This is a genomic window from Burkholderia sp. Se-20378, from assembly GCF_017104665.1.
In the GTDB taxonomy this organism is placed as follows: domain Bacteria; phylum Pseudomonadota; class Gammaproteobacteria; order Burkholderiales; family Burkholderiaceae; genus Burkholderia; species Burkholderia lata.
This window is the reverse complement of the sequence record NZ_JAAGPG010000211.1, coordinates 1-13,958: the sequence shown is the minus strand read 5'-3', so window position 1 is coordinate 13,958 and position 13,958 is coordinate 1. Positions and strand designations below refer to the sequence as shown.

Here is a 13,958-nt window from a genome sequence, read left to right as displayed (position 1 = left end):
GGTCGCTCGCGGCCGCGGCGATCGCCGCGCGCTTGGCCGGCTGGTCGGCGGGGATGAAGGTCGACAGCGTGGTCGTGCGGCCGACTTCGGGCAGCGCGTCGAGGCGCTTCGCGGCCGCATCGGCCTCCGCGAGCGTCGGCGCGAGCAGCGTGACGTCGTTGACGGCGGCTTCCGGCGAATCCTTCAGGGCGAGCAGCGTCGCCATCGATTCGCTGTTCGGATCCTTCAGGTGCAGCGGGTTGAAGTCGAAGCGCAGGAACGCGAGCAGCGGCAGCGCGCCGATCACGACCACGAGCGTGCCGATCAGGATCGGCTTGCGATGGCGATCGAGGTAATCGTCGACCGGTGCGAGCCACGGGAAGCCCGGCGTCTTCGATTCGCCCGGCGGCGCGAACAGGCGCAGCAGCGCAGGCAGCAGCGTGAGCGTGGTGAGCAGCGCGACGAACATCCCGACGCCCGCGATCAGGCCGAGCTCGGACACGCCGCGATAGGCGGTGGGGATGAACGAGAAGAAGCTCGCCGCGACGGCCGCGGTGGCCAGCGCGAGCGGCATGCCCATCGAGTGCGCGGCGCCGATCAGCGCGTGATCGATGCGCGGGTCGCGGAAACGCTCCTCGCGGTACTTCACGCCGTACTGGATCGAGAAGTCGACGCCGAGGCCGACGAACAGCACCATGAACGCGACCGAGATCATGTTCAGCGAGCCGACCATCGCGAGGCCGAGCGCGGCGGTCACGACGAGGCCGACGAACAGCGTGACGAGCACCGAGCCGATCATCCGCTTCGAGCGCAGCGCGAGCCACAGGATGACGAGCACGGCGAGCAGCGTGAAGACGCCGTTGAGCGCCGCGCCATCCTCGACCGACGCGAATTCGTCGTCGGCGAGCGGCTGTTCGCCGGTCAGGCGCACGACCGCGCCGTAGCGCTTCTCGAGATCGATCGAACGGGCCGCGTCGCGGATCACCTGGCTGGTTTCCGCGCCGGCCTTCAGCGCGCCGTAGTTGACCACGGGCTGCACGGTGACGAACGCGCGCGCGGGCTGCCGCGCGGCGTCGTTGTCGACGAGCGCACGCCACAAGAACGCGGCCGGCTTGCCGGCCAGCACGTCGTCGACGGTCGCGGCGCTGCGGTCGAGCAGCTTCGCCATCGTGGGCAGTTTCACCTGGCCGGTCAGCAGCGGCTGGCCGAGCGTGGTGGACAGCGTCGTGGCGAGCCCGGTGAGGCTCGGGTTCTTCGCGAGTTCGTTGACGAGCGGGCGTGCGCTCGCGAGCTGCGAGGTCGTATCGGTGACTTCCTGCGGCGACAGGAACAGCAGCCCGTTGTGCTCGAAGAACGGCCCGCCGCCGGGCTCGGCGACCTGGCCGATGCGGCCGGCGTCGGCATCCTTCTGCAGCGCTTCGGTCAGCGCTTGCGCGGCGGCATTCGCAAATTCGGGCGCGGGCGCCTCGACGACCGCGAGGATCGTGCCGTTGCGTTGCGGGAACGCTTTGTCGACGGCCTGGCCGAGCGCGGCGAATTGCGGTTCCGCATCGACGAGCTTGCTGATGTCGGTGTTGATCTTGAAATGCTGCGCGACATAGACGCCGCTGAGCGCGGCGATGACGAGCGACAGGACGACGACCGAGACGGGTCGGCGCACCGACCACGCAACGAGTCGGACGATGAGAGATGTCACCATGTGGCGATGGGGAGCGGCTGGCAAGGGCAAAGTAGCCAAGTATACCGGCGCAGCGTGGCGGCGGTCGTGACGTTGGGGGTTGCGAGAAGGGAAGGAGATTTGTTCGCGACGGCGGAATCGATACCGATGGTCGGCCCGTTTGTAAGGGGATATTTACATAAACGGCGCAACGCTGCTTCGACGCGCCACTGCGGGCCTGTGACAAAGGAAGCTGAAAGGTAACAGTCGGTCACGGCGGCGCACCGAGGCGTCAGGCCCGGTATACTTTGCGTCGTCGGCCGGTGCAATGAACCGGTCGTTTTTTCTCATCGAGCGATATTCGTATGAAACGTCATCTGTTTGCTTTCGTCGCGGCAGCCGCCGTGTCGGTTTCCGCTTTCGCGCAGAGCGCGCCGGTCGATATCGTCCGCAATGCGGTCGAGGGCACCGTTACCGCGATGAAGGCCGATCCGGCCGCCCGCGGCGGCGACATGGCGAAAGTCACGCAAGTCGTCGAGCAGCGCTTCCTGCCCGCGACCAACTTCGAGCGCACGACCCGCATCGCGGTCGGCGACGCGTGGAAGCAGGCCACGCCGCAACAGCAGCAGGAGCTGTACAAGCAGTTCAAGCTGCTGATGACGCGCACCTACGCCGCGTCGCTCGCGCAGCTCGGCAGCCAGGACGCGAAGTTCTCGTTCAAGGCCGGCGGTGCGTCGGGCGCCGACGCGCTCGTGCAGTCGACGGTCACGACGCCGGGCGACAGCCAGTCGGTCGGCTATCGTCTCGGCAAGGTCGGCAACGACTGGAAGATCTACGACATCGACATGTCGGGCGCGTGGCTGATCCAGGTCTACCAGGGCCAGTTCAAGAGCCAGCTCGCATCGGGCGGGATCGATGGCCTGATCGCGTATCTGCAGAAGCACAATTCGCGGACGAACTGACAGCCGCTGCCTGGCCGCGGTCCGGATGCATGAAGGGCGCCCTCGGGCGCCCTTCTTTTTTCTTTTGCACAGGGCGCCTGGTGAGCGGTCGAACGACCGACGTGACCGCGCGTCCGGGCGTGCCGGCACAGGTCCAGGCCACCTCCGCACGCGTCGAGGCTCGCTGCGCGTGGCCTACTGATACGTCATGGTGAAGGTCAGCACCGCGTTCGCGCTGCCGGCCGTTACCTTCGCGGCAGTCTGGTAATACCGGGCTGTGAGCGGGATCGTGTAGGAGCCGCCCGTCGACTTGCTGTAGCTCGTCAGCGTGTACGGCGTGTTGTACTTCAGCGCATTGCCGCTGCCATCCTTCAGTTGCAGGCCGATGCCGGTGGCCGTCGAACCGCTCGACAGCGCGAGCACGCCGTTGGTGGCGTCGAGCACGGCATTGACCGGGTCGAACTCGTACAGGATCGAGTTCAGCCCAATCGGGCAGGCGTTGACCGCCACATTGACCGCGACGGCCTGCTTGGTGGTCGACCCGATGCCCGTGAATTCCGACTGCATGTGCGAGCCCATGTTGACCGTCACGTCCGGCGTGGTGCAAGCCGTCACGCTGACGGTGGTCGTGGTCAGCGAAAACGACACGCGGCCCGAGGTGGCGACCGTATACGGGCCGCTGAAGGTTGACCCCGTCGTGGACGCACCCTCGAACAGCACGCCGCCCGCCACCATGCCCGCCGTAATGGGGCCGGTCTTGACCAACGCCACCTCGGTCTGGCCACCGTTGGCGACCGAGCCGTTCGCGTTACAGGCGTTCCCCACCCACGGGCCGGGGAACGGTGGCGTCGGCGTGCCGAGATCGAGCCAATTCTGGGGCCCGCATCCGTTCACGATGGAATTCACGCCGATCGCGACACCGACGCCAGGCACGTTGGTATTCCAGACCGTATAGGCCGGCCTCTTCGATCCGGTCACGGTCAAGCCGGATTTGGTCATCGACAGCGGCTCGAAGACCATGCCCGAGAATGCCGACCCCGACACCGTGCAGCTGTAGTAGTTGTTGATGGCCGGGCTGCTGATCCAGGCGGTCAGCATCGTGCCGTTCACGGCATCGCGCGGGACCGTCACCGAGGCCGGCATCGAGATCGTCACCGTCTGCGCCGATCCCGAGCAACTCGCACTCTGGGCGAATGCTGTACGCGAGCCCAAGCCGAGCATCAGCACCGCCAGCGTGAGCAGCCAGAACGCCAGGCGGCCCAGGCCTCGCGCCGATTTCGCCTGCCTGCGCGTCGAGGCCGGCTTCTTGTTCCGTTTCATGATCTTTCCCCGGTCCATTGCATCCGCATGCTCATTGCGGCGTACCGCCTCCGCATACGTCAAAATCCGCTACGCACTGCTTACTGATACGTCATGGTGAAGGTCAGCACCGCGTTCGCGCTGCCGGCCGTTACCTTCGCGGCAGTCTGGTAATACCGGGCCGTGAGCGGGATCGTGTAGGAGCCGCCCGTTGCACTGCTGTAGCTCGTCAGCGTGTACTTTGTGCCGTACTTCAGCGCATTGCCGCTGCTGTCCTTCAGTTGCAGGCCGATGCCGGTGGCCGTCGAATCGCTCGATAGCGCGAGCACGCCGTTGGTGGCGTCGAGCACGGCATTGACCGGGTCGAACTCGTACAGGATCGAGTTCAGTCCAATCGGGCAGGCGTTGACCGGCACATTGACCGCGACGGCCTGCTTGGTGGTCGACCCGATGCCCGTGAATTCCGACTGCATGTGCGAACCCATGTTGACCGTCACGTTCGGCGTGGTGCAGGACGCCACGCTGATGACGGTCGACGACAGCGAGAATGACTTGCGACTCGCGGTCGCGACCGTATACGTGCCGGTGGTGCTTTGCGCCGACCCACCTTCGAACAACACGCCACCCGTCACTATGCCCGCCGTGATCGGGCCGGTCTTGACCAGCGCCATCTGGGCCTGGCCGCCGTTGGTGACCGAACCGTTTGTGTTGCAGACCCAGCCTGTCCACGGACTGGGGAACAGCGTGGACGGCGTGCCGAGATCGAGCCACGCCTGCCATTGGCAGCCGTTCACGTAGGAACGTATGCCAATCGCAATGCCGACGCCGGGCACGTTGGTATTCCAGACCGTATAGATCACCCCGGTCGGCCCCTTCACGGTCATGCCGGACTTGGTCATCGACAGCGGTTCGAAGAGCATGCCCGTGGACGCCGACCCCGACACCGTGCAACTGTAGTAGTTGGTGGTAGTCGGGGAGCTGACCCAGGTGGTCAGAATCGTGCCATCCGCGGCGTCGCGCGGGACCGTCACCGAGGGTGACATCGAGATCGGTATCGTCTGCGCGGTACCCGAGCAGCTGGCGCTCTGGGCGAGCGCCGCACGCGAGCCCAAGCCGAGCAGCAGCATCGCCAGCGTGAGCAGCCAGAACGCCAGGCGGCCCAGGCCTCGTGTCGTTCTCGCCTGTCTGCACGTCGAGACCGGCTTCTCGTTCCGCTTCATGATCTCTCCGACGTCCATAGCATTCGCTTTGCTCATTTCGTACATACCGCCTCCACATCGGTCCAGCGTTGCCGGTTCGTCTTGCTTGCCGTCGGAAGCGTGTAGGATAACGAACAGATATCGGAAGACGTATCGCCCCACTTCACGTTTAGCGTGCCGGCATCGGTCTTCACGCCGCGCAGCACGATGCGACCATCCTGCGCCACGGTGCCGACGTTCTGCCCCGCCGCATCGTTCACTTCCGCGCCGAACGGAACCGGCTCGCCGCCGCTCATGCGCGCACGCATGATCACTGCGCGCCCGCCGCCCTCGGTTTCGTACTTCAGCCGCACCACCGCGCCCGCGGTCGGCGCGACGTGCTGCGCGCTGGATTTCAGCTCGACACTCATCGGCACGCCCTTCGGATCGATTTCCACCTCGTTGGTCGAGAACGGTGTCAGGCTCGGCACCAGCGCATGACCGAACGAATCAATGCGCAGGCCGCTGCCGGCCGTCACGCGCGCGCCGTTCGCATCCTTGGCCTCGACGATCGCCATCGTCTCGCCCATGGTCGGTGCAAAGGCCACGCCGCCGGCGTAGGCCACCATGCCGCCCGAGATGCCGCCGCCGTACTGCGTAAAGCCGGTGCCCTTCGAAGCATTGCCCGAGACGGTCGCATACGGCGACATGTAGGACACGTTGCCGCCTACGTTGGTGGCCGCTCCCGTGCCGCCGCCGGTACGGCCGACGTTCACGCCGTAGCTGAGCGCGTTGTCGACGCCGAGCGAGCCCGTCAGCGACTGCTGGACCAGGGTCGCGCCACGGCTGTCGCGCTGCAGGCTGGTCGACGAGTACAACGTGCGCGAGCCGAGATTCAGCGGGATCGACACGTTCAGCATGAATCGGTTGTCCCAGCGGTTTTGCGTCGCGTCGAATTGGCGCGCGGCCGACACGCCGTAGTTGATACGCCGGAAATTATTGTTGTAGCCGGCCTGGAACTGCGTGTCGTTGCCGCCGCGGTTCCAGTAATTGACGGTCGAGCCCGACAGATAGAACGAGCCCCAGCCGTCTGGCAGGCCCTGGTTCAGCATGACCTGAAACTGACCGCGACGTACGCCGCCCGACAGCAGGCCGTTCGCGCCGCCCGCCTGCTGGCCGCGCAACTGCATGGCGTCCTGCAGGCCCAGGTAGCCGCTGCTCGAATAGCGATAGGCGGCGACCGCGATATTGGTATTGGTCGGACTGATCAGCTTGCTGTACGAGAGCTTCACGCTCTGGCCGTGGCGTGTGCCCATGCCGGGCAGATCGGTGTTGGCCTGCGTGATGTCGAACGCGAACGAGCCCAGTTCGGTGTTGAGTGCGGCGCCGACCAGGCCTGCCACGTAGCCGGGCGCGGCGGTCATGCCGCCGTAGCCGGTGATCAGGTTGGTGAAGCCGTGCTGTACGGTCGCCTGGAACAGCGCCGGCTTGCTCGACAGCAGCGGACTGCGGTACTGGCCGGCGGTCACGCTGAAACGCGTGATGCCGGGCCGCAGCGAATTGACGGCCGACGCATACGGCACCTTGAAGGTGTGGATGCTGCCATCGGCTTCGGTCACGACGACGTCGAGGTCGCCGCCATAACCGGTCGCATAGAGATCGTCGATTTCGAACGGGCCGGTCGCGACGTTGGCGCTGTAGATGATGTTGCCGTTCTGGCGCACCTGCACCAGCGCATTGCTGTTGGCGATGCCGTGGATGGTCGGCGCATAGCCGCGTTGCGATTCCGGATACATGCGCTCGTCGCTGGCGATCCGCACGCCGCGAAAGCCCACGCTGTCGAACATCGTGCCGTCGGTGAACGCGTCGCCGATCACGAGCTGCGCCTTCAGGCGCGCGATCGAGCGTTGCAGGCTGGTCTGCACGCTCTGGTAGTGCGTGCCGCCGTGCGTGTCGTAGGTGTAGTTGCCGTTGTGGCGGAAGCGCCAGGGCCCGACGTTCAGCCCGGCGGTCAGGCCCAGGTAGGCCTGGGTCGACGACGTACCCTGGTTGTTGGCGCGGTAGACATTGCCGTTGTACGACAGCAGCGCGGCCGGCACGCCCTCGTCCCAGTAGCGCGGGTCCACGTAGCCGCGCGCCGCGCGGCTCAGCGAGGCCTGCGGGATGCTGACGTCGAGCCGCTGTTCGCCATTGTCGAAGGTGGCGACGGCGTCCGGCACCAGCATGCCGATCGTCGCGCAGGCACGGTTCGAGTCCGTCAACATGTGCGTTGCTTCGGGCGACAGCTTCGCCAGGTCCACGCCGACCTGCTGCAGCAGCTCGCGATCGAAGCAGGGCTGCACGTTGTTCCGGCTGTCGCCCACCTGTCGCAGCGTGATCTCGGCGCGGCCTATCCAGTTCGTGTTGACGTACAGGTCGGCGCGATACGAACCCGGCGCCGCCACGTTGCCCTTTTCGAAGCGGCTGACGTCCACCCGCGTGCCGCCCGGGTGCTGCAGGAACAGGTCGTCGAACTGGACTTCCGCCACTTGCGTGGCGCCTGTGGTCTGCGCCATCGTGCCCGTCGACGCGAACACCGACAGCGCGAGCAGGAAGCACGGGCGCGGGCGCCAGCGCATGAGTGGCGGCAAACTGGAAAGACGTTGGATCACGATAGGCACCCGAGCGTGAGCAAGCCTGCGCCCTGCCCGGGGCGGGCATGCCTGGCCTTGCTGTGGAAAGGACGTGGCGCGCTACCCGCGCCTCGCGCAATGGAAGGGGGTCAGCCGCGCATCATCGCGACGGCGCCGCGGTGCCGGACCGCAATGGCGTCTCGCCGCTGACCGAGCCGCCGTAGTCGTTCAGCGTCGTGTAGCGCACGCTGGCGCCGGCCGCGCCGGGCACGTCGCCCTTCAGCGGGAAGGCCCGCGTCTCGCCCGGCCCGACCATGCCGCCATCGTCGAAGGTCGCGCTGCGTCCGCCCGACTGCACGCTGATCATGGTCAACGACACATGGAACGGCGTCGGGTTGTGCGCCTCGATGGCCGGCTTGCCGTCGGCCTGTGTGAGCCGCCAGGTGAGCTGCGCCGGCGCATCGGCCGACGAACCCTTGAGATTTTCCGGGCGATAGAACAGCTTGATGCGCGAACGGAACGCGAGCTGGATGCGGTTCATGTCTGCGTCCGCCGCGCCGGGTTTGGGCGGCACCTCGAGCACGTTGAGCCAGAACACCGACTCGTGATCCTGCGGCATGGGCTCGCCGGTGTAGACGATGCGCAGCGTCTGCGACTTGGACGGATCGATCCGCGCGATCGGCGGCGTGACGGTGAAGGGCACCTTGATCGTGGACGGCGCGCCGCGCACATCGCCTGCATCGACCCACGACTGCACGAGCGCGGGCGACTGGCCGGCGTTCGACAGCTTGAGCGTGACCTCGGACTCGCCCGCGCCATAGATCACGCGCGTGCCGCCGATCACCACCGATGCAACGGCGGGTGCCGCCAGGTAGCCGAGCCATGCGGCGCACGCGGTGACGATCGCGCGCCGGAGAGTGTTTCGAAGCTTCATGATAGGGATCGATGCGGGTAGCGAGCACGAGGGGTGGAGCGGCATCGCGCCGCTCCACCTGACCGTGCTATGTAGAACTAAATGATTGATTACTGATAAACGAGCGAGTACATCACGCTCGACGTCGCCGCGCCGGCCGTTGCAACACCGGTTGCGAGGTACTGTGCGTAGTAGTTCAGCGTGGCGGCGCCGGACGAGCTGATTGCGACCGACTTCGAGTTCTGCGTGGCGTCGGCCGCACCGATCTTGATGGGCGAATAGGTGCCGTCGCCGTTCAGCAACTGGATCTCGACGTTGGTCGCGCCGCCGGTGGCCAGGATCAGGTTGCCGGTGGCGGCGTCGACCGTCGGACCCGGCTCGAAGTAGGTGTGGACGGTGCCCGACGCCGGCGTGCAGGCCGTCAGCGAGATGTAGAAGGGCGTGCGGTTGGCCCACTGGCCTGCTGCGGCCAGCGCGCTGGTCGCCACCGATTGCAGCGGGACATTGAAGTTGTTCGAGCCGCTGCCGTTGCCGCTGATCGTGCAGGTTTGCGCGAGCACGGTGCCGTTGAACGTGATCGTGCCGTCTGCCGCGGATGCGATTTGCGACGCAGTGGCTGCAGCCACGAACAACACGGCGGTAATGAGTTTGGTTTGCATGGTTTCCGGTTTCAGTAAGAATCGATCTGGATGGAGATACGACGCCGCCGCGATATCCGTTCGATAGCGCGACGCGACATCCAACGGCGACCCGAACAGGCATCACGCGGCCGAATATTGTGTTTTCGACCTGGTTACACTTGGACGAAGCGAATCGTACCGGCGTCAACAATTCGTAAGATGAACAATTGTCACTTCGCGATACCGCCAACAAAAAATGCCGTTCAGTGCTTGACTGAACGGCATTAGCCCTCGGGCGTCTGGTTCGTTGCTGTGCGTCAGGTGCCGACGCCGAGCATCCGCAGGCAATCGTCGATCACCGCCTCGACGAACGCGGTGCGATCCGTTTCCGGCGCCGCGATGATGTGATCGGTCGCGCCGTGCACGCCCGCGTAGATCAGCAGCGCGGTGACCTGTGGGTGCGCGAGCCGCCAGGTGCCGGCCCGTGCGCCGCCGTCGAGAATCGCGCCGAGCTGCTCGAGGATCGCGTTCTTGTCGGCATTCGCGCGATCGTGGTGATGGTGGTTCGTGTAGACGATGTCGTGCGTGCGGTAGGTCGCCGCGTAGGTTTCGATATTCGTGCGGATCCACGCGCGCAGGCGCGCGAGCCAGTCGTCGGCGTCGCACGCGTCGACCGCGTGCTGCAAACGGTCGAGGAACGATGACGTGTAGCGCTGCGCGAGCGCGGCGAGCATGTCGGACTTCGATTCGAAGTAGTGATAGAACGTGCCCTTCGCGACCTGCGCGTGCTCGACGATTTCGCTGATGGTCGTCGCTTCCACGCCCTGCGCGAGGAACAGCGCTTCGGCCGCCGCCATCAGTTCCTCGAGCCGCACTTCCGCCGGCTTCGTGCGCGGCTTGCCCGCCGGCGCGCCGTCTTTCATTGTCGTGGTCCCTGCCTTGGTCCTGTCCGTCATCGCGCGGCTCGACGCCCGTTCGTGCAAAGCCCGCAGTTTAGGCCAGCGCCCTGCTCGCGGCCAATTCAATCCATTGACCGACGGTCAGTCGATATATATGATGAGAATCATTCTCATCTTCATGCCCGCGAAGGGCTGACCGCCATGCCTCGCTACCGTCGCGCCGCACTCGTCCTGGCCGCCTGTCTCGGCACCTTTCTCGCCACGCTCGACATCAGCATCGTCAACGTCGCGTTGCCGACGCTGCAGACGGCGCTCGATACCGATATCGGCGGCCTTCAGTGGGTCGTCAATGCGTATGCGCTCGCGTTGTCCGCGTTCATGCTGTCGGCCGGGCCGCTCGGCGATCGCTACGGGCACAAGCGCGTGTGGCTCGCCAGCGTGATCCTGTTCACGGCCGGGTCGGTGGTCTGCGCCTGCGCGGGCAGCATCGTGCCGCTGCTGATTGGCCGCGCGATCCAGGGGCTTGCCGGTGCGTTGCTGATTCCCGGTGCGATGCCGATCCTCACGCATGCGTTTCCCGATGCGCGCGAGCGCGCCCGTGCGATCGGCGGGTGGTCCGCGTTCAGTGCGCTTGCACTGATCCTCGGGCCGCTGGTGGGCGGCCTGCTCGTCGAGCATGGCGGATGGCAGAACATCTTCCTCGTCAACGTGCCGATCGGCATCGTGACCGTGCTGCTCGGCGCATGGGGCATTCCGGAGCGCCGGCATCCGCAGCACGCGGCGTTCGATCCGCTCGGCCAGGCGCTGAGCGTGGTCTGGCTCGGGTTGCTTACGTACGGGCTGATCGGCATCGGCGAAGCCGGCGCGTTGCATGTGAAGGTGCTCGTGCCGCTGGCGGGCGCCGCGGTGGCGTTCGTCGTGTTCGTGCGGGTCGAAGCGCGTGTCGAGCGGCCGCTGCTGCCGGTCTGGCTGTTTCGCGACCGGCGGCTGGTGCGCGCCAATCTCGCGTCGTTCGTGCTCGGGTTCTCGGGGTACAGCAGCCTGTTCTTCCTGTCGCTGTTCCTGCAGCAGGCGCAGGGGCGCACGCCCGCCGAGGCTGGCTGGCAACTGATGCCGCAGTTCGTGATGACGGCGATCACGTCGATGCTGTTCGGGCGCATCGCGGCGCGCGTTTCGTTGCACACGCTGATGGTGGCCGGGTATGGGCTGGTCGGCACGATGCTCGCGGTCATGGCGGGTTTCGGCGCGGGCACGCCGTATCTGCCGGTCGGTATCGCGCTGGCGGTGCTCGGGGTCGGCATGGGGCTCGCGGTGCCCGCAACCGGCATGACCGTGATGGAACTGGCGCCGGCCGAACGCGCGGGCATGGCGTCGGCGACGATGAACGCGTTGCGTCAGACCGGGATGAGCATCGGCATCGCGGTGCTCGGCAGCATGATGAGCGTCGGGGCGCTGCACCGGATGACGGCCGCGATGCAGGCGGCCGGCAGCGCGCAAGCGGATACGCTTGCGCAGCAGGCGGTGATGGAGCATGTTTTTGCGGCAGGGCGACCGGCGCTGCTCGGCGCGTATCGGGACGCGATGGCGCACGGGTTTTCGATCGCGGTTTTGTGTTCCGGAATCCTTAGTATTACGATTGCGGTGATGCTGATGGTGCGGCGTGAAACGGAGCAGCAATCGGGGCGCGCGGCGGCGTGCGTGACATCTTCACAGCCGGAATGATGTGGCGTGCCGACAGGTCGAGCCTTTCACAGCGGATCGAGGCGTCCGTCGGATGTGCCTACCTCCGCCGATGCTCGACCGCGAACTTGATCAGCTCGGCCTGCCCTTCTATCTCCAGCTTGCGCTTCAGATTGAGCCGGTGCGTCTCGACCGTGCGCACCGACAGCCCCGTCTGCTGCGCGATCTGCTTGCTCGACAGCCCTTCCGCCAGCGCATCGAGGATGTCGCGTTCGCGCGGCGTGAGCCGGTCGAGCGGCGACGCGGTCGCGCTCGCGTGGATCATCCGCGCGGCGAGCCCTTCGCTGAAGAACGTCTGGCCAGCCAGCACCGCGCCGATCGCGCGCACGATCTCGCTCGCTGGCGAATCCTTCAGCAGGTAGCCGCTCGCGCCGGCACGCACGGCCTGCGTCACGTATTCGATGTTGTCGTGCATCGACAGCATCAGCACGCGGATACCCGGAAAGCGTTCGTGGAACACGCCCGCGAGCGTGATGCCGTTCATCCCGTTCATGCCGACGTCCATCAGCGCGAGATCGGGTTCGAGCGACGCGGCGAGCGCGAGCGCTTCGTCGGCGTTGCCGGCTTCGCCGACCACGGACAGGTCGGCCGCTTCGAGCCGCATCCGCAAGCCGTCGCGCACGAGCGGGTGATCGTCGACGAGCAGCAGTCGGGCGACGGGCCGGGCGGTGTCGGGGGCGCTCATGCGTGAAAGGTCTCCTGTTATGGGGCGCGTCATGACGCGGCGCCGGGCAGCGGCACGCGCGCGGCGACGATCGTGTGGCCGACCTGCGACGTGATCGTCAGCATGCCGCCGAGTGCGTCGAGGCGTTCGCGCATGTTGCGCAGGCCGATGCCGCGGCGCGCGTCGGCCTGCGAGCGCTCGGCGTCGAAGCCGCAGCCGTTGTCGGCGATGGTCAGCGAGACGGATTGCGCGCCGACGTCGAGCGTGACGGCCGCGCGCGACGCCTGCGCATGATGCACGATATTGCTGAGCGCTTCCTGGGCGATCCGGAACAGCGCGGTGTTGACGGCTTCGGGCAGCGGCCGGGTGCCGCTGTGCGCGACCTGCGTATAGCCGATGTCGATGCCGCTTTCGGCGCCGAGTTCGCGAACCAGCTGTTCGAGCGCGGCTGCGAGACCGAGGTCGTCGAGCATGGACGGACGCAGCGCATGCGAGATGCGCCGCACTTCGCGCAGCGTGTCGCCGAGCCGCCCGACGCCCGATGCGAGCGCCTGCTCGGCTTCGGGCAGGCGCGCCGAGCCGCGTTCGAAACGGGCGAGCGCGGATTCGAGCATCAGCTTCGCGGACACCATCATCTGGCTGATCCCGTCATGCAGCTCGCGCGACAGCCGCGCGCGCTCCTGCTCCTGCGATTCGACCACGCGCTGCGCGAGCAGCTTGAGCTTCGCGTCGGCGCTGCGCGACTCGCTGACGTTCAACACCAGCGCGCACACGGCGATCGCCGCCGCACCCGTGAGCGCGATCGCGGTGAGCCAGCTCATCGTACGCTCGATGTTCGCGGACGCGCGTGCGTCGATGCGCTGCAGCGCGGTGTCGACATCGTCGAGATAGATGCCGGTGCCGACCATCCAGCCCCAGCGCTCGAGTGCGACGACGTAGCCGAGCTTCGGTGCGACGCGACCCGTCGACGGCCGCTGCCATGCGTAGCGCACGTAGCCGCCGCCGCTCGACGCCGCGCCGATCAGCTTCTGGATCGTCAGTGCGCCCTGCGGGTCGCGCATCGACCAGTAGTTGTGGCCGACGCGCTCGGGCTCGCGCGGATGCATCAGCGAATTGCCATGCAGGTCGTACACGAAGAAATAGCCGTCGGGGCCGAAATCCATCTTCTGCAGCATCGCGAGCGCCTGCGTGCGCAGCATCGCGTCGTCGCGCGCGTTGCGGCCGCTCGCGTCGTAGAGCGGCATGATCGCGCTCGTCGCCAGCTCGACATAGTGCTTCAGCTCGACTTCCTTGCTCGACAGGTACGCGGCCTGGATCGTCGCGTGCTGCGTGCGCGCGAGGGACGTCGCCTGCTGGCGCACGCCGAAGCCGATGCCGGCGATCGCGAGCAGGAACGGCACGATGGCCAGAAGGAAGATCTTTGCCTTGAGTCTCATGGTGGTGCGAAGCGGCCGCA

11 protein-coding genes are annotated in these 13,958 nt (G+C 66.6%); 2 read left to right on the top strand and 9 right to left on the bottom strand.

The window, feature by feature from the left end; genetic code table 11:
- On the bottom strand, window positions 1-1,678 hold a 1,678-nt coding region (locus G3N93_RS21420; protein WP_206133895.1), incomplete at its 3' end, for an MMPL family transporter.
- A 323-nt stretch (window positions 1,679-2,001) separates the two neighbouring features.
- Here G3N93_RS21420 and G3N93_RS21415 point away from each other — a divergent pair.
- Window positions 2,002-2,598, top strand: a complete 597-nt coding sequence (locus G3N93_RS21415) for a phospholipid-binding protein MlaC (RefSeq protein ID WP_011353639.1) — start codon at window positions 2,002-2,004, stop codon at window positions 2,596-2,598.
- Window positions 2,599-2,772: 174 nt separating this feature from the next.
- Here the strand turns inward: G3N93_RS21415 and G3N93_RS21410 are convergent, their stop codons facing one another.
- The 6 genes from G3N93_RS21410 to G3N93_RS21385 form a co-directional block, all read right to left on the bottom strand.
- Complete coding sequence (locus G3N93_RS21410; RefSeq protein ID WP_241026639.1) at window positions 2,773-3,960, bottom strand: fimbrial protein; 1,188 nt, start codon at window positions 3,958-3,960, stop codon at window positions 2,773-2,775.
- 17 nt (window positions 3,961-3,977) lie between these two features.
- On the bottom strand, window positions 3,978-5,096 hold the full coding sequence (locus G3N93_RS21405; protein ID WP_241026638.1) for a fimbrial protein: 1,119 nt from the start codon (window positions 5,094-5,096) through the stop codon (window positions 3,978-3,980).
- A gap of 32 nt (window positions 5,097-5,128) precedes the next feature.
- The gene (locus tag G3N93_RS21400; RefSeq protein ID WP_206133893.1) at window positions 5,129-7,672 is read right to left on the bottom strand and encodes a fimbria/pilus outer membrane usher protein; all 2,544 of its coding nucleotides are present in this window, start codon (window positions 7,670-7,672) and stop codon (window positions 5,129-5,131) included.
- Window positions 7,673-7,826: 154 nt separating this feature from the next.
- Window positions 7,827-8,600 carry a fimbria/pilus periplasmic chaperone gene (locus tag G3N93_RS21395; RefSeq protein WP_206133892.1) on the bottom strand — a complete coding sequence of 258 codons (774 nt, stop codon included), beginning with the start codon at window positions 8,598-8,600 and terminating at the stop codon, window positions 7,827-7,829.
- 89 nt (window positions 8,601-8,689) lie between these two features.
- A complete protein-coding gene (locus G3N93_RS21390) occupies window positions 8,690-9,238 on the bottom strand; it encodes a fimbrial protein (protein WP_174940490.1) in 549 nt (182 codons plus the stop codon).
- A 278-nt stretch (window positions 9,239-9,516) separates the two neighbouring features.
- The gene (locus G3N93_RS21385) at window positions 9,517-10,155 is read right to left on the bottom strand and encodes a TetR/AcrR family transcriptional regulator (RefSeq protein ID WP_206123449.1); all 639 of its coding nucleotides are present in this window, start codon (window positions 10,153-10,155) and stop codon (window positions 9,517-9,519) included.
- Between the two features lie 144 nt (window positions 10,156-10,299).
- Here G3N93_RS21385 and G3N93_RS21380 point away from each other — a divergent pair, with 144 nt between their 5' ends.
- Window positions 10,300-11,820, top strand: coding sequence for an MFS transporter (locus G3N93_RS21380; protein WP_206123450.1), 1,521 nt, complete (start codon window positions 10,300-10,302; stop codon window positions 11,818-11,820).
- 58 nt (window positions 11,821-11,878) lie between these two features.
- Here G3N93_RS21380 and G3N93_RS21375 read toward each other — a convergent pair whose 3' ends face one another.
- Together G3N93_RS21375 and G3N93_RS21370 are read right to left on the bottom strand one after the other, a co-directional pair.
- Window positions 11,879-12,523, bottom strand: coding sequence for a response regulator transcription factor (locus tag G3N93_RS21375; RefSeq protein WP_043186307.1), 645 nt, complete (start codon window positions 12,521-12,523; stop codon window positions 11,879-11,881).
- Window positions 12,524-12,552: 29 nt separating this feature from the next.
- The gene (locus tag G3N93_RS21370; RefSeq protein WP_206133891.1) at window positions 12,553-13,938 is read right to left on the bottom strand and encodes a cache domain-containing protein; all 1,386 of its coding nucleotides are present in this window, start codon (window positions 13,936-13,938) and stop codon (window positions 12,553-12,555) included.
- Window positions 13,939-13,958 lie beyond the last annotated feature (20 nt).